The following is a 17,514-nucleotide window of genomic DNA, read 5'->3' as shown; positions in this document are numbered from 1 at the left end:
AAAAGTTCACCTCAATCAATTTTTTTAACTCTTGCATCATTTTTCAACAACATATTAACCACACGTTCGGATGCATGACCATCTTCCCATTTACTAAATCGTTCATTAAATTTAGCATATTTGTCAGCATATTCAGTGCTTACTTGGTCAATATTCTTAATTGAATCAATAACTTCATCACTAGTTTTCAAAAGTGGTCCTGGTAAGTCTTTATTCATATCTAAATAGAATCCGCGTAACACACTAGCGTATTTATCATAATCATAAACGTAATATAAAATTGGCCTTCTCAATATTGAATAATCAAAGAACACACTAGAATAATCAGTTATTAAAATGTCGGAAATCAAATATAATTCCGATATGTCATCGTAACTAGATTCATTATATACAAAATTGCCAAATCCAGAAGTATCTAAATTGTTAGTGATGAAATAATGCGTTCTAAGTACCATGACATAATCGTCACCTAACTGTTCTCTTAATTTAGCAATATTTAATTTTAACTGAAATTTATATTGACCAACATCAACATATTCATCATCACGCCAAGTTGGAGCATATAGAATAACTTTTTTATTTAATGGAATTCCCAACTTTTCTTTAATATTTCGGGATAATTCTTCACGATTTGGCGCACTTAAAATATCATTTCTAGGATAACCAGACTTAATCATTTTTTGTTCAGGATACATAAAAGCATGCTTAAAAACGTCAACTGAAAATTGATTAGCAGTCACTAAATAATCCCATTGTCGAGATTGCTCATAAAATATTTTTTTATATAGTCTAGTTGCACTGGCTACATTTTCCATGTCAAAAACTAAATGTTTTAAGGGTGTTCCATGCCAAGTAGACATAAAAACAGTTCCTGGTTTCTTATTAAACCAACGTGGTTGACGCATATTTATAACCTGATACTTAGAAATTCCTAAATAATACATATATCTAAAGCCAAATCTTTTAACTACTTTAGTGTTAGGTTCGTTAGCTAAATCTTTTTTGACATTTGAGCCTTTAGCAGCTATCCAAACGTGTTTAAATTGACCAGGATAATGTTTTTGACTGTATTGATAAATATATTTAGGACTATCTGAATAGTTTCGACCTAAAAATGATTCATAAACTATGACTTTTTCATTAACTTTCAATTTTTTACAAATAACTTCATAGTAAGCTCTAGTAATTCCACGCCCTTTATTGCGTAGTATTTTATGTGTATATCTCAAAGCTATAATTAATTTCATTTGTCGAATAGCTTTAGCGTAATTGTGTTTTCTAATATTAAACAAAATATGGCGACTAATAATGTTTACATTTTTAAATAGTCTGTGATCGATGCTAGCAAAATATCCACTCATGATATCCATGATTTCACTTTGCTTACTACTACTGAAGTGATTGTTAACAACAGCATTATAAAAATACTTATTGATTTTTTTAATTGAATGTATAATTATACAATCTTTTAAGTTATTAGCATTGATCAAATCAGCAGTCTTAATGAATGAATTAAGCATTTGATTCCATCTATCATCACATTCAATTTGACTTAATGAAGGGTCGTTAATTGGGTCGTTATGTTTAACCTTTACATATTTAAAAGTATCAAATTCAATGAAGCTATTAATGATATTTAAAACTTTTCCCATAAAATAAAAGTCATCATATAAAGGATTTTCTTCATCAAACAAAATGTCATTATCCCAAATGACCCCCTTAGGGATTATTTTCCCGCTAATTTTTAAATAATGGCTAATTTCTTCAAAAACTGATTTTTTATCAACTTTATGAAATTTATCATTTAGTAATGTTTCTTCTGCTTCTGGCTCTGGCTTACGTCTAAAAGCCCAATTAGGCATTCTAAATTCTTGCTTTTGATTAATTTCATTGAAGTAAGAGTTAACGGGCTCATAGGTTGGATACACTTTTAAATCAACTAAGCAACCCGGTTTTAATTTATCAATCACATTGTTAATTGTGCCAGGTAATAAGAAGTCATCGGCATCTACAAACATTAAATATTCTCCATGTGCCTCACGAATTGCTGCATTCCTTGCTTGAGCAACATTATCTCCATCAAATTTAATGATGTCTACTGGAAAATTTAATCCACTTAAATCAAGTTCACTACTGTTACAAGCTACTATCCATTCAATTTCTTTGTTATCTTGACGATTTAAATTAGTAGCTAATTGTTTTATTTTTTCAATATCTTTAGTTTTGCAAGGAGTAATAATACTCAATTTCATAAACTAAAATCATTCCTTTTCTTTCCATTTTTAATTTCTAAAACGAATTCACACATACCGTATTATATCATTAATAGATACGCTTTAAATTAAAAATTAAAGTCAATTCAATAAAAAAATGGCTCTTATAAGAGCCATTTTTATTATTCTTTACGTGGTAGAAATGCATTTAAAATAATGCCTAACAATGTAGCAACTGCTAATCCACTAAGGGGTAACCACCAAAAAATGTTTAAGCTAAAGTTTCCTACACCTACAACCAAAACTGTTGATACTATCATAAGATTACGTTTGATATTCATATCAACATGATTCTCGATTAGTATTTTAATCCCGCTAGAAGCAATTGTTCCGAAAAGTAAGAAACTAATTCCTCCAATAACCGGTAATGGCATTTGCATAATTAGAACGTTTAGCTTATTTACAAATGAAAAGATAATCGCAAAGATGGCTGCACCAATCAAAACATAAACACTATGCACTTTCGTGATAGCCATAACTCCAATATTTTCACCATAGCTAGTCATTGCTGGGCCACCTAGTAATCCAGCAGCGATTGAAGATAATCCATCCCCAGTTAAAGTTCGGTTTAACCCGGGGTCTTTAATATAATTACGTCCTGTCAATTCATCCAAAACCATAATATGACCCAAATGTTCCGTCATCGTCACTAACGCTATAGGTGCAATCGACAGTATAGCTCCGACTTCTAAATGAACATGATAATTAATAAATGGAATTTCAAATTTAGGCATTGCAAACCATGGTGCTACAGCAATCGTGTGCAAATTAACTAAACCAAACATTATTGAAACAACGTATCCACAAACTACCGCTAGTAAAATTGGAATCAGTCCTAAAAATCCTTTTAAAAATGTATTAAATAAAATTGCTAAAGCTAGAGTAATTAATGCTACTGCTACAAACTTTAAATCGTATTTACCATTATTCATAGTTGCATTTTGTGCTGCACTACCTGCCAAGGACAATCCAATTACCATTACGATAGGGCCTACCACAATTGGTGGTAAAAGTTTATCTATCCATTGCGAACCAACCATCCAAACAATTAAAGCAACAATTAAATAAATAATTCCTACTGCGATTACCCCTTGAGCAATTCCGGGATATCCAGTAGTTTTCATTAAGGCTGTCATGGGGACAATAAATGCAAAGCTAGAGCCCATATAAGCAGGTATTTGTTTCTTGGTAACTAAAATATGCAACAATGTCCCCACGCCTGATGCAAATAAAGCAATGTTTGGACTTAATCCAACTAATAATGGCACAATTACCGTACTACCAAACATTGAAAACATATGTTGCAACGATAGACCAATCCACATTAATAAACTAGGTTTATCGTTAACATCTAATATAACATCATTGTCGTGTTTCAAAAGAATTCCTCCGTCCTAAAATAAAAAGCCTACTAATCCCGTAAGAAAAGTAGACTTTCATTTTTTAACGAATGCTTCTTAGTCTCACGGGACCATTTTAAAGCTCTTATGTTATTTGCAATAATACTAAAGAAAAAACTTTAATTTGTCAAATTTTTTAATTTTTTCCTTTTTCATCTTCATCAGTTTGTAGCACTGCCATGAAAGCTTCTTGAGGAATATCAACTTTTCCAACTGCTTTCATACGTTTTTTACCAGCTTTTTGCTTTTCTAACAACTTCATTCTTCTTGTACGGTCACCACCATAAAGTTTAGCGGTAACATCTTTACGATATGCTTTAATGTTAGTTCTAGCAATAATTTTTGCACCTACAGCAGCTTGAACCGGAATTTCAAAGTTTTGTCTTGGAATAATATTCTTCAACTTACCAACAATGTCACGACTACGACTAGCAGCAAAAGAACGATGTGAAATAAAACTTAAAGCATCAACTTTTTCACCATTTAATAAAATATCGATTTTAACTAAATCTGATTGCTTATAATCTTCTAATTCGTAGTCTAATGATGCATATCCACGCGTAGCTGATTTTAAATTATCGAAGAAGTCAAAAATAATTTCAGATAATGGAATGTGATAAATAACATTGACACGGTAATCATCTACATATTCCATTGTTTCAAATTGTCCACGACGATGCTGACATAATTCCATTACCGCACCCACATAGTCATTAGGTACCATAACAGTTGCTTTTACGTATGGTTCTAAAACTTGTTTAATTTCTGAAGCATCTGGCATTTCAGAAGGATTTTCAACTAGTTTAGTTTCACCATCAGTAGTACTTACATGATAAGTAACAGAGGGAGCTGTCGTAATTAAATCTAAATTAAATTCACGTTCTAATCGTTCTTGAACTACATCCATGTGCAACAATCCTAAGAATCCACATCTAAAACCGAAACCTAAGGCTTGTGACGATTCTGGTTCAAATTCCAACGCTGCATCATTTAATTTTAGCTTTTCTAAAGCTTCTCTCAAATCACCAAATTTAGCATTGTCTGTAGGATAAAGTCCTGAATATACCATTGGTTCCATTTCACGATAACCTGGTAATGATTCGGCTGCTGGATTATCAGCATTAGTAACCGTATCACCTACTCGAGTTTGAGCAATATCCTTAATACTAGCAGTAATGTATCCAACGTCTCCTGCCATTAAATATTCTCTTTGAACTGGATGTGGTGAATTAACTCCCACTTCATTAACTTCATATTCGCTACCACTGTTCATTAAGCGAATTTTATCACCAGGTTTAACTACTCCATCGTATAAACGAACACTTAGCACAACCCCACGATAATCATCATAAATTGAATCAAATACTAACGCCTTTAGAGGATCATCTAAATTACCTTGTGGAGCTGGAACTTTACGAACGATTTGTTCCAATAATTTTTCAATTCCAATTCCTTTTTTAGCACTAGCTAAAACTGCATCGGAAGTGTCTAATCCAATGATATCTTCAATTTCTTTTTTAACACGGTCAGGGTCAGCAGAAGGTAAATCGATTTTGTTAACTACTGGCACAATCTCTAAATCATCATCAATTGCTAAATATACATTAGCTAAGGTCTGAGCTTCAACTCCTTGCGCAGCATCCACCACTAAAATAGCCCCTTCACAGGCAGCTAAACTTCTAGAAACTTCATATGAAAAATCCACATGTCCCGGAGTATCAATTAAATGAAATTCATAATCATGACCATCCTTGGCATGATAATTTAGTTCCACCGCATTAAGTTTAATTGTAATTCCACGTTCTCTTTCCAAATCCATATTATCTAACAGTTGGTTTTTCATATCTCTTTTAGCAACTGTATCGGTCATTTCCAAAATTCGGTCAGCCAAAGTTGACTTACCATGATCGATATGGGCAACAATCGAAAAATTACGAATGTATTTTTGATGCTCTTTCATCTTGTTTATGTCCATATTTGTTTATTCCTACTTTCAATCTCTTAAATTTATACTCTAATTATAACAATCGTAATAATTTATAACAAATAAAAAAGAGCTATTTAAAAATAGCTCTAATCTATTATTTATTACCATTGATAGCATCTTTCATTTTTTCAAAGAAACCACCGTTTTTATATTCTTTATCACCACTAGCTTCAGCAAATGCTTGTAAAGCTTGCTTTTGACGCTTATTCAAGTTCTTAGGTGTAACAACTTTAATATGAACGTGTTGATCACCATTGCCACTACCATTTAGCTTAGGCACACCTTTTCCACGAAGACGGAAAGTAGTTCCAGTTTGCGTACCAGCTGGAATCTTTAGTTCTACATCCCCGTGAACTGTTTTAACTGGAATTTCGCAACCTAAAGCCGCTTGAGCAAATGAAACTTCTTGTTGATAATCTAAGTTAAAACCATTTCTTTCAAATTCATTACTCTTTTTAACCCTAAAGATAATGAATAAATCACCATAAGGCCCGCCATTAGTACCAGCCTCACCTTGACCTTGTAATCTCATTTGTTGATCATCATCAACACCGGCTGGAATATTAACCTCAACTTCATGTTTTTGATTAGTTTTACCTGAACCACCACAAGTTGGGCACTTTTCTTTAATTTCTTTACCTGAACCATTACATACTGGACAAGGTCTTTGGGTTTGCATTCTACCTAAAGGTGTATTACTTACTGCAGTGACATAACCACTACCATTACAGTTATGACAAGTTTCTGGATGAGTTCCAGGTTTAGCACCATTTCCATGGCAAGTGTCACATTGAGCTTCACGGTTATATTTAATGGTAGTTTTCTTACCAAAAATAGCATCTTCAAAATTCAACGTCATTTGATATTGAAGATCTCTTCCTTGCTGTGGAGCATTAGGATCACGTCGACGCTGTCCGCCACCACCGAAGAAAGAACCAAAGATATCACTAAAGTCACCAAAACCGCCAGCGCCGCCAAAGCCTCCGGCACCACCGCCGAAACCGCCACCGGCACCGCCAAAGCCTTGTGGACCATCGGCAGAACCATATTGATCATAATTAGCACGCTTGTTTTTATCACCTAAAACTTCATAAGCTTCAGTTATTTCTTTAAACTTTTTTTCAGCATCTGGTGCTTTATTTAAATCGGGATGATATTTTTTAGATAATTTTCGATATGCATGCTTAATATCACTATCACTAGCATCTCGAGAAACACCTAAAATATCATAATAGTCTTTACTAGCCATGTTTAATCCCCCACAATTTTTATTCAAAAGTCATGCTAAGAGTAGCACATCGTTAAATAAAAAGCCAAAGCCTAACGAGTCAGACTTTGACTTCTTATTCACTCATTAGTAATTACTCGAATCGTAAATTACTTTTTGTCTTTATCATCATTTACTTCGTGGAAGTCACCATCAACGGTGCTGTCATCTTTATTAGATGCGTCACCATCTGAAGCTGATGCGTCTTGACCATTTTGACCTTCAGCTTGTTTTTGTTGATATAACTTAACTGCTAAGGCTTGAACTTGTTTGCTCAATTCTTCTTTCTTAGCTTTCATATCATCCAAGTTGTTGTCTTCTTTGGCCTTCTTCAATGCATCTTCAGCATCTTTAGCTTTCTTGATTTCATCTTCAGATACTTTACCTTCAACTTCTTTCAAAGTCTTATCAGTTTGGAAGATAAGTTGATCAACTTCGTTCTTCAAATCAACTTCAGCTTTACGTTTCTTATCTGCTTCTTCATTCTTTTGAGCTTCATCCATCATCTTCTTGATTTCATCATCTGAAAGACCATTGGAATCTTTAATGGTAATGTTTTGTGACTTACCAGTACCCTTGTCTTTAGCAGAAACGTTAACAATACCATTCTTATCAATATCAAATTTAACTTCGATTTGAGGAACACCACGAGGGGCAGCAGGAATGTCAGTTAATTGGAATTGACCTAAAGTTTTGTTATCAGCAGCCATTGGACGTTCACCTTGTAAAACATGAATATCTACAGCAGGTTGGTTGTCAGCAGCAGTTGAGAATACTTGTGATTTAGAAGTTGGAATAGTAGTGTTACGATCGATTAACTTAGTGAACACACCACCCATAGTTTCAATACCTAATGATAATGGAGTAACATCAAGCAATACAACATCTTTAACATCACCAGTTAGAACTCCACCTTGAACAGCAGCACCTAAAGCAACAGCTTCATCGGGGTTAATTGAGTGGTTAGGTTCTTTACCAGTCCAGTTCTTAACAGCTTCTTGAACAGCTGGAATTCTAGTAGAACCACCATTTAGGATAACTTCATCAATGTCAGAAGTTTGTAATCCAGCATCTTTCAATGCATTTTCAAATGGAACTCTAGTCTTATCAACTAAGTCAGCAGTTAATTCATTAAATTTAGATCTACTCAATGAAGTTTGTAAATGAAGTGGTCCATTTTCACCAGATGAAATGAATGGTAAGCTGATTTCAGTTTCAGAAACACCTGATAAGTCCTTCTTAGCTTTTTCAGCAGCATCCTTCAATCTTTGTAAGGCCATCTTATCTTGTGATAGGTCAACACCATTTTCTTTCTTGAAGTTTTCAATTAACCAATCCATGATTTTCTTATCGAAATCATCACCACCAAGATGAGTATCACCATTAGTAGATAGTACTTGGAATACACCGTCACCTAATTCCAGTACAGAAACATCAAAAGTTCCTCCACCTAAATCATATACCAATACTTTTTCATCTTTGTCTTGTTTGTCTAGTCCATAAGCCAATGCAGCAGCAGTTGGTTCATTGATAATACGCTTGATATCAAGACCAGCAATTTTACCAGCATCTTTAGTTGCTTGACGTTGAGCATCATTAAAGTAAGCAGGAACAGTAACAACTGCTTCGCTAACTGTATCGCCTAGGTAATCTTCAGCAAAACCTTTAATGTATTGTAAAATCATTGCAGAAATTTGTTGAGGTGTGTATTTCTTACCGTTAACATCAACAGTATAATTTTGTTCACCCATGTGACTCTTAATAGATGCAATAGTGTTTGGATTAGTAATCATTTGGCGCTTTGCAACTTCACCAATTTGAGTTTCGTTATCCTTAAATGCTACAACAGAAGGAGTAGTTCTTGAACCTTCTGGATTGGTAATAATTTTTGGTTCTTTACCTTCAAGAACAGCAACAGCAGAGTTAGTTGTTCCAAGGTCAATTCCGATAATCTTGTTACTTGCCATAATATTAATTCCTCCTAAATTTTATTATTGAGCTACGACAACCATGGCTGGACGTATAACTCGATCAGATAATTTATATCCTTTTTGTAAAACTTTAACTACTGTATCAGCCGGATGCTCATCATCAGCAGCCTCAGTTTGAACTGCTTGGCATAGGTTTGGATCAAATTTTTCATTTAATGGATTAATTGATTCAATATCATTTTCGCCAAGTGCTTTGTTAAAATGGCTAATTACCATTTCAACACCTTTTTTAAGTTGTTTACCACTTTCATCATCTACCTCAACTTCTACCGCTCGTTGCAAGTTATCAATAACCGGTAAAATTGAAGAAGCTAATTTTTGACCATCATATTTAAGCATACTAGCTTTTTCGCGTTTAAAACGACTTTGCATATTTTGCATTTCAGCTTCGGATCTTAAATATTTATCAGAAAGTTCGTCTACTTTATTTTCTAATTCCTGAATCTTTTTAGCTTCAGGAGATAATTCCTTAGTCTTAGCTTTTTTCTTGGAAGAATCATCTTTAACTGACTTAGAATTAGATTTCTCTTTTGATGAAACCTTTTGATCAGTATTCTTTTCTTCTTTATCTTTAGCCATTTGAATCCTCCTTTATCAGTCATAATGATTATAGTATTGCAATAGCTTCTTTGACAATTCATCACTAAATCCATTCACAATACTAATTATCTTAGAATATGGCATTCTCGTAGGACCCAAAATCGCTATCATTCCCTTGCCATAAGGCCCAACATCGTAAGAACCCGTAATTACACTATAGTTCTTTAATAGGTCATTATTAGTTTTAGGACTTATTTGTACCGATATAGGGTCACGAGGATTACTAAGCATTTTATAAACATCATCATCCCGATTAAGTAATGCATAAAGTGGTTTTATATAACTAACGTCAGTGTTATCGACAAAATCAAGTAAATTAAGTTGACCACCAACATAATATTTATCACGATTTACTTCACTTAATACGTCATAAAAAGTATCTAAAAATCCGTTAGGCGATTTAATATATTTACTAATCTCTAGCCTAATTTCATCTTTTAACTTATTAATAACGACTGGAATCGGTTTACCAACGAGCTTACTATTAATAACTCGCACCACAGCTTCAAGCTGGCTACCTGTAACATTATCAGGAATATGAAAGATTTGATTTTCAACATCTTGATTATCAGTAACAATAATTGCCATAACTTGATGGTTACCAAGTGGTACTAATCTAAACCCCTCTAATTTACTGCTCATTGCCTTCTCTGGTTTCAAAGTCAAAGCAGTATAGCTAGTAAGGTTAGATAATATATCAGCTGAATGTTTAACAATTTCATCAATTTTATGAAATTTCCCATTCAAAGACTTTTTAATCGTTAATAGTTCTTCGTTAGTAAGTGGTTTCGATGCTAGTAAATTATCAACGTAATAACGATATCCTTCAGTTGAAGGTACTCTACCAGAAGATGAATGAGTTTTATTAATTAAGCCCATTTTCTCTAGATAAGCCATTTCGTTTCTAATCGTTGCAGAACTAACATGTATCGGCAGTTGATTAGATAAAACTTTAGAACCAACAGGCACACCAGACAATGTATAGTCATTTATAATAACTCGCAAAATCATTTTTTGCCTATCACTAAGTATCAAATCAATCACCCCTTTTTAGCACTTAAACACTTTAAGTGCTAACCACATATATAATTTAACAAAACGATACTTATAAGTCAAGAATTGAACTCGATAATATCAAATATTTTTGAAAAATCTTTCAGTAATGATTTTGTCCTGATCCATCTGTTTAATTAGATTGTCAATTCCAGTAAATTTAACTTGATTTCTAATCTTATATAGCCATTCCACACGGACTGTTTCTCCATAAACATTACGATTAAAGTTTAATAGGTTGATTTCCAAAGTGATTGGATTGTTCTCTCCAAAAGTTTCATTTCTACCAATTGAAGCCATTCCTTCAAACCATTCATTGCCAATTCTAACTTTGGTAACGTAAACACCAATAGAAGGCATCATCTGCAATCCATCATAATCAATATTAATAGTTGGATACCCCAGTTCACGACCACGCGCGTATCCATGAACAATTACTCCATCATTTTTAAAATGTCGTCCTAATAGTTTATTAACCGTCTCGATATGCCCATCTTCCAAATTACGTCTAATACGTGTAGAGCTAATCTTTTTGTTGTTAATTAAATTGGGGGCTACTTGAACAACTTCAAAACGATGTTTAGCATATGTAGGCAATAAATCCATATCCGCATTTTTATCACCATAAGTGTGGTCAAATCCAGCAACTACGGTGTCGGCATTAAAATTTTGCACAAGATAATCATCTACAAACATTTGTGGTGATTGTGATTGAAAAGCATAACTATAGTTGATGTAAAAAACATAGTCTACACCTAATTGATTTAGCAACTGCATTTTGTCTTGATAAACCGTAATGTATCGTTTATCATTCCCCTGCATTTTTTTATAAACTAATTCAGGCTTATGATCATAAGTTATCACAGCCAACGGTAAATTCTTCTTTTCAGATATTTCTCTAGCTGAATTGATTACTTTTTGATGTCCCAAATGTAGTCCATCAAAAAATCCCATAGCTATTACTAATGGTTGACTAAGATTTAGTTCCTTTTTTAAAGGATGGTGAATCTTAATTATTTTCAATATTATTAACTCCTAATTTACATTGAACATTTTTTCAGGCTTATAAATATTTTTTTCTGTATCGAAATAATATAAAGCCTTAACGTCATTTCCATATGTTAACACAATATAATTATTATTTTTATTGATAACCCTTGCCGATAAGAAACCACCATTTTGAACAATTTTCCATTGTTTTTCGTCTAATTCAAAATGTTCAAATTCTTTTAAGGCATGATCAATTGAATAAATTATAGAAGATAATTGGTTTTCTTTTACAGCTGATTCAATTTGGTGCAGTGTTACGGTATTTTCTATTTCAAAATTACCACTTTTAATACGTGTTAAATCAGACATCACCGCTGGCATGTTAATTTTTTTACCAAAATCAACTGCTAAAGTTCGAACATAGGTCCCCTTACCACAACCTACTTCAAAATAAATTGTTTGTTGCTTTTTATCTTGATTATAAACGGAAGGTTTTGTCTGCTTAAAATAATCAATTCTAACTTTTCTTTTTGGTCTTTCAACTGGTAAGCCTTCTCTAGCATATTCATACAATCTTTTTCCGTTAACTTTTACGGCTGAATAAATTGGTGGAATTTGAATAAGTTCTTTTTGTACAAATTCTTGTAAGACCTGATTAATTTGGTCATCGGTTAGTGGCGATACTAATTCTTTTTGATCAACTACTTCGCCGTCTAAGTCTTCGGTCGTAGTGGAAAAGCCTAATGTAATACTACCACGGTAGATTTTTCCAGAATTCATTAAGTAATCTACAACCTTAGTTCCATTACCTAAGCAAATGGGTAAGACACCATCAACGTTCGGATCAAGAGTCCCGCTATGCCCAATTTTTTTCATTTTAAGAATACCTCTTAATTTTCTCACACAGTCAAAACTAGTCATTCCACGTTCTTTAAATAATGGTATTATTCCATTTAACATAATTGCCTCCTAGATATCTTCTTATTTGAAAATTATATCATACACAAAAAGAGAGCCCGTTATAAAAGCGAACTCTCTTTTCATATTTTCTATTTATCTGTCTTCACGTTTCAATTTATTAATTAATTGGTCAATTTTACTACCATATTGAATCGAATTATCTAAGGCAAATTTAATTTCAGGTGTTTTATAAATACTTAATCTAGAACCTAGTTCGCCACGAATTAATGGAGTAGCTTTTTCTAGACCCTTTTGAGTATTTTCCTCATCGTTATCCTTATCAGACAAAATACTGTAGTAAATAGTAGACTGCTGTAAATCACCAGTTACATCTACTCCAGTAATTGTAACACCGTTCACACGCGGGTCACGAACACGCTTCAACAGTATATCATTTACTTCACGTTGTATTTCTTGTTCTAATCTACCAACTCTGTAATTTTGTGTCATGATATTTACACTCCCTTAGCAATAAATACTATTTAACAGGAACTTGTTTCATTTCATAAGCTTCGATGACATCGCCAATTTTAATGTCGTTATAATTTTCAATGGTAATACCACATTCGAAACCTTGTTTAACTTCTTTTGCATCATCTTTGAAACGTTTCAAGCTATCAATATCACCACTGTAAATAACAACGTTATCACGAATTAATCTTAGCTTACTATCGTTCTTAACTACACCACTAGTTACCATTCCACCAGCGATAGTTCCAATCTTAGATGCTTTGTAGATTTGTCTAACTTCAACTTCACCTGTAACTTCTTCGGTGTACTTAGGAGCTAGCATCCCTTTCATAGCTGATTCAACTTCATCAATGGCATCGTAAATAACTTGGTGTAAACGAATATCAACGCTGTCTGCATCTGCTTGAATCTTAGCTTGTGGTGTTGGTCTAACGTTAAATCCAATAATAATAGCATTACTTGCTTCAGCTAAAGCAACATCACTTTCGTTAATAGCACCTACTGAACTATGAACAATGTTGACTTTAACACCTTCAACGTCAATTTTTTCTAAACTAGAACTAATAGCTTCAACTGAACCACGTACATCAGCCTTAATAATTACAGCAACTTCTTTCATGTCACCTTCTTTAAGTGAATCAAATAAGTTATCTAAAGTAATACTATTGTTCTTCTTACGTTCTTCAACTTGAGCTTCTTTGGCACGTTCTTCACCGGCAGCACGAGCAGTCTTTTCATCATCAAATACTACAAAACGATCTCCGGCCTTTGGAACATCATTTAAACCAGTTATTTCAACTGGGGTAGATGGCTTAGCGTTATCAATTTCTTTGTTATTTTCATTATTCATTGTACGCACACGTCCGAATGTATCACCAACAACAATTGGATCACCAACGTGCATTGTACCTTGTTGAATTAATAAAGTGGCTACAGGACCACGACCACGATCTAGTCGAGCTTCAATTACCGAACCAGCAGCATGTTGTTTAGGGTTAGCTTTAAGTTCCATAACATCAGCTTGTAATAAAATCATGTCTAACAATTCATCAACGTTAGTTCCCATTTTGGCAGAAATCTTAACAAAAATAGTATCTCCACCCCAGTCCTCAGGAACTAGACCATAACCGGTAAGTTGTTCAATAACGTGATCAGGGTTTGCACCAGGTTTATCAATCTTATTAACAGCAACTATAACTGGAGTTTCGGCAGCTTTAGCATGATTAATAGCTTCTATGGTTTGAGGCATAACACCGTCATCAGCAGCTACTACTAGAATAGTAATATCAGTAACATCAGCTCCACGAGCTCTCATTTCAGTAAATGCAGCATGTCCAGGAGTATCTAAGAAAGTAATATTCTTATCATCATGTTTAATTTGGTATGCACCAATAGCTTGCGTAATTCCTCCAGCTTCACCCGAAGTAATATGAGAATGTCTTAGATAATCAAGCAAAGTAGTTTTACCGTGGTCAACGTGTCCCATGATAGTAACTACCGGAGCTCTAGCTTCTTGATATTTAGTATTGTTATTTTCTTCTTCAAAGAATTTATCAATATCAGAAACATTAACTTCTTGCTTTTCTTCAGCGTTAATTCCATAGTCAGCAGCTAATAATTCAATTGTTTCTTTATCTAATGAAACATTTTGGTTAACCATAACTCCTAACATGAACAATTTCTTAACGATTTCAGCTGGTTCACGATGTAATAGTTTACCAATTTCTTGAGCATTCATACCTACGGAATATACTAAAGTTTCTGGTAATGGTCTTTCTTTTCGTTGATTTGATTTATTTTCTTTATGAATTTGGCGAATACGTTGATTCTTAGTATACATACCACTAAATTTATTGCGACGATTAAATTTATTACGTTTTTTATTAAAACGTTTTTTGTTGTTTTTACCTTTGTTAGCATCGTTGTTACTATGATTGTTAGTAGTATTATTGCTTACATGGCTATTATTAGCTTTATTGGTGGTATTTTTATCATGGCTTGGTTTATTATCATTACCATGACTTTGACCACTACTTTTTACGCTTCCGTGGTAGCTATTATGGTGGTTATTATTATTGTGATAATTATTTTTTTTGTGATTATTTTTGTTTTTAGCAAAGAAATCACGCATTTGTTTTTCTTCATCTTCACCTAATGTTGACATATGGTTCTTGACGTCAAAGCCCTTTTCTTTTGCCTTATCTAAAATCTTCTTACTATCCACTCTAATTTCTTTGGACAATTCATAAATTCTCTTTTTATCCATATCATCACGTTCCTTTTTCGTTATTTTGCATTGTTAATTCAGATAATTTTTTAGAAAAACCTAAATCATCTATGCCTAAAATAGTTCTTTTCATCCCAATTGCATCACTAATCTGAGATTTATTAAATTTACAATTAGTGGGGATATTATAAAATTTAGCTTTATCGTTAAATTTTTTATATACCGAACTACCAGTATCACTTGCAATCAAAAGAAAATGAACTTTATTCTTTTTAATCGAATTCAATATAATATCTTCGCCAGTCACTATTTTACCGGCTCTTTTAGCAATTCCTATTAAATTTAGGAATTTTTGATCTAAAATATTATTTTTCATCGCCAAATAATTGCTTTCTTGCTTGTTTATGATCAATGTACTCAATCAAGTCATCATAAAAATCATCATCTAACTTAACAGAAAATACCTTATCAAAAGTTCTTGATTGCTTAGCTTTTTTAGCAACTTCAACATCAATTGATAAATATGCTCCTCTACCTGATTTTTTACCAGTTTCATCAACTGAAACATTATTATCTTTATCTCTAACGATTCTAACTAGTTCCTTTTTGGGAGCCATTTCGCCAGTGACAATATCTTTTCGCATAGGAATCTTTCTACGTTTCATGTGCAATCTCCTCCCATATTGATATTATGTCATCAATTATTCATTATCTTCAATTATATCAGATGAGTTACCAGAAACCTCAGATTCAGATTTAATATCTATCTTATATCCAGTTAATTTAGCAGCTAAACGAGCATTTTGTCCTTTTTTACCAATTGCTAAAGATAGTTGGTAATCAGGTACAATGACTGTACATGCACGTTCATTTTCTGGATCAAAGATTACGTCAACTACTTCTGATGGATTAAGTGCATTCGCAATGTATTGAGCATTATCGTCTGTCCACTCAACAACGTCCATATTTTCTCCACTTAATTCATTTACAATTGTTTGAACTCTTTGTCCACGTGTTCCAACTGTAGTCCCAACTGGATCAATATCTGGGTTGTTAGAACGAACTGAAACCTTAGCTCTATCACCAGCTTCTCTGGCGATTGAAACAATTTCAACGGTACCATCATAAATTTCTGGGACTTCTTCTTCAAATAATCGTTTTAACAAACCTGGTGAAGTACGACTAACAAATACTTGTGGTCCCTTAGTGGCATCTTCTACTTTATTTACATAAACTTTAACTTTGTCTTGTGGACGGTAGACTTCACCTGGAATTTGATCGCCAGCCGGCATAACTGCTTCTACTTGTCCCAAATCAACGTATACAAAATGACCATCTTGGCGTTCAACTTCACCAGTAATTAATTCATCTTGATATTTGCTAAATTTATTGTAAACCATTGTTCTTTCAGCTTCACGGACACGTTGCATAATAACTTGTTTAGCAGTTTGAGCAGCAATTCTACCAAAATTCTTTGGTGTTACTTCAAACTTAATTTCGTCATCTAATTCATAACCCTTATTAAGCTCTAAAGCATCTTTAATACTTACTTCCAAGCGACTATCAGCAACTTCTTCAACTACTTTTTTAACAGCATAAACATGAATATTGCCTTTTTTATCATCAAATTCAACTTCAACATTTTGTGCTTGTCCATAATTACGCTTGTATGCTGAAGTTAGTGCAGCTTCTAATGCTTCAACAATAATTTCTTTTTTTATACCCTTATCTTCTTCTAAAGAGTTTAAAGCACTAACTAATTCTTTACTCATATTTTTTCTCCTTAATCAAATTTGATTGCTAACCTAGCTTTAGCAATTGAACTCTTTGGTATTTCAACGGTTCGCATAACACTTTTATCGTTATATTCAATAAATAATGTATCGTTTTTAATATCTTTTAAAGTTCCTTCAAATACTTTATTTCCCTTAATAGGCGCATAAAGTGATACGTTTACATAATCCCCAATAGCACTTTGAAAGTCGGAATCTTTTTTCAAAGGACGTTCAGCGCCTGGCGAAGAAACTTCTAAGTAATAAGCTTGTGGAATTGGATCGGGCTCAATGCTATCTAATTTCTCGCTTAACTCATCAGAAACTAGAGCACAATCTTCAATTGTAATACCACCAGTTTTATCGATGTAAACTCTCAAATACCAGCTACCACTTTCACTAACAAATTCAATGTCGTATAAATAAAAATCATATTTTTCTAAAATGGGTTTTAATAATGGAGTTACAGTTTCAATTACTTTACTCAAAAGAATACCTCCTAATCTATAAATATTAGTTCAAT

Annotated in this window: 15 protein-coding genes; all 15 read right to left on the bottom strand. The window is 33.2% G+C overall.

All coding sequences use genetic code 11. The annotated features are described in order from the left end of the window. Positions 1-11: 11 nt before the first annotated feature. Entirely contained in the window at positions 12-2,252 is a 2,241-nt protein-coding gene (locus FD06_RS06255) for a bifunctional glycosyltransferase family 2 protein/CDP-glycerol:glycerophosphate glycerophosphotransferase (protein ID WP_056966819.1), read from the bottom strand. A 143-nt stretch (positions 2,253-2,395) separates the two neighbouring features. Then, positions 2,396-3,652 carry a uracil-xanthine permease family protein gene (locus FD06_RS06250; RefSeq protein ID WP_054656942.1) on the bottom strand — a complete coding sequence of 419 codons (1,257 nt, stop codon included), beginning with the start codon at positions 3,650-3,652 and terminating at the stop codon, positions 2,396-2,398. A gap of 157 nt (positions 3,653-3,809) precedes the next feature. After that, the gene (gene lepA / locus FD06_RS06245; RefSeq protein WP_056966817.1) at positions 3,810-5,648 is read right to left on the bottom strand and encodes a translation elongation factor 4; all 1,839 of its coding nucleotides are present in this window, start codon (positions 5,646-5,648) and stop codon (positions 3,810-3,812) included. A gap of 106 nt (positions 5,649-5,754) precedes the next feature. Further along, positions 5,755-6,909, bottom strand: a complete 1,155-nt coding sequence (dnaJ, locus tag FD06_RS06240; RefSeq protein ID WP_056966815.1) for a molecular chaperone DnaJ — start codon at positions 6,907-6,909, stop codon at positions 5,755-5,757. Between the two features lie 128 nt (positions 6,910-7,037). Beyond that, entirely contained in the window at positions 7,038-8,894 is a 1,857-nt protein-coding gene (dnaK, locus tag FD06_RS06235) for a molecular chaperone DnaK (protein WP_054656944.1), read from the bottom strand. 24 nt (positions 8,895-8,918) lie between these two features. Continuing rightward, positions 8,919-9,497 (bottom strand): nucleotide exchange factor GrpE, encoded by a 579-nt coding sequence (grpE, locus tag FD06_RS06230; protein ID WP_056966813.1) that lies wholly within the window; start codon positions 9,495-9,497, stop codon positions 8,919-8,921. Between the two features lie 15 nt (positions 9,498-9,512). Beyond that, positions 9,513-10,550 carry a heat-inducible transcriptional repressor HrcA gene (gene hrcA / locus FD06_RS06225; RefSeq protein ID WP_082605333.1) on the bottom strand — a complete coding sequence of 346 codons (1,038 nt, stop codon included), beginning with the start codon at positions 10,548-10,550 and terminating at the stop codon, positions 9,513-9,515. Between the two features lie 102 nt (positions 10,551-10,652). After that, positions 10,653-11,594: a riboflavin biosynthesis protein RibF gene (gene ribF, locus FD06_RS06220; RefSeq protein WP_056966810.1), complete on the bottom strand. Its 942-nt coding sequence runs from the start codon at positions 11,592-11,594 to the stop codon at positions 10,653-10,655. 12 nt (positions 11,595-11,606) lie between these two features. Further along, positions 11,607-12,521, bottom strand: coding sequence for a tRNA pseudouridine(55) synthase TruB (gene truB / locus FD06_RS06215; RefSeq protein WP_056966809.1), 915 nt, complete (start codon positions 12,519-12,521; stop codon positions 11,607-11,609). 93 nt (positions 12,522-12,614) lie between these two features. After that, positions 12,615-12,971 carry a 30S ribosome-binding factor RbfA gene (gene rbfA, locus FD06_RS06210; protein WP_054656948.1) on the bottom strand — a complete coding sequence of 119 codons (357 nt, stop codon included), beginning with the start codon at positions 12,969-12,971 and terminating at the stop codon, positions 12,615-12,617. Between the two features lie 28 nt (positions 12,972-12,999). Further along, entirely contained in the window at positions 13,000-15,258 is a 2,259-nt protein-coding gene (gene infB, locus FD06_RS06205) for a translation initiation factor IF-2 (protein WP_056966807.1), read from the bottom strand. 4 nt (positions 15,259-15,262) lie between these two features. Further along, on the bottom strand, positions 15,263-15,595 hold the full coding sequence (locus FD06_RS06200; RefSeq protein ID WP_056966805.1) for a ribosomal L7Ae/L30e/S12e/Gadd45 family protein: 333 nt from the start codon (positions 15,593-15,595) through the stop codon (positions 15,263-15,265). Continuing rightward, positions 15,585-15,884: an RNase P modulator RnpM gene (gene rnpM, locus FD06_RS06195; RefSeq protein WP_056966803.1), complete on the bottom strand. Its 300-nt coding sequence runs from the start codon at positions 15,882-15,884 to the stop codon at positions 15,585-15,587. Before rnpM ends, FD06_RS06200 begins: the two co-directional genes overlap by 11 nt. A gap of 36 nt (positions 15,885-15,920) precedes the next feature. After that, complete coding sequence (nusA, locus tag FD06_RS06190; protein ID WP_056966801.1) at positions 15,921-16,991, bottom strand: transcription termination factor NusA; 1,071 nt, start codon at positions 16,989-16,991, stop codon at positions 15,921-15,923. Positions 16,992-17,002: 11 nt separating this feature from the next. Further along, entirely contained in the window at positions 17,003-17,479 is a 477-nt protein-coding gene (gene rimP, locus FD06_RS06185) for a ribosome maturation factor RimP (RefSeq protein WP_056966799.1), read from the bottom strand. Positions 17,480-17,514: the final 35 nt, after the last annotated feature.

The organism is Apilactobacillus ozensis DSM 23829 = JCM 17196, assembly GCF_001435995.1.
GTDB classification, from domain to species: Bacteria; Bacillota; Bacilli; order Lactobacillales; family Lactobacillaceae; genus Apilactobacillus; species Apilactobacillus ozensis.
The sequence above is the reverse complement of the archived record's forward strand: the minus strand, read 5'-3'. Positions and strand labels throughout refer to the sequence as shown.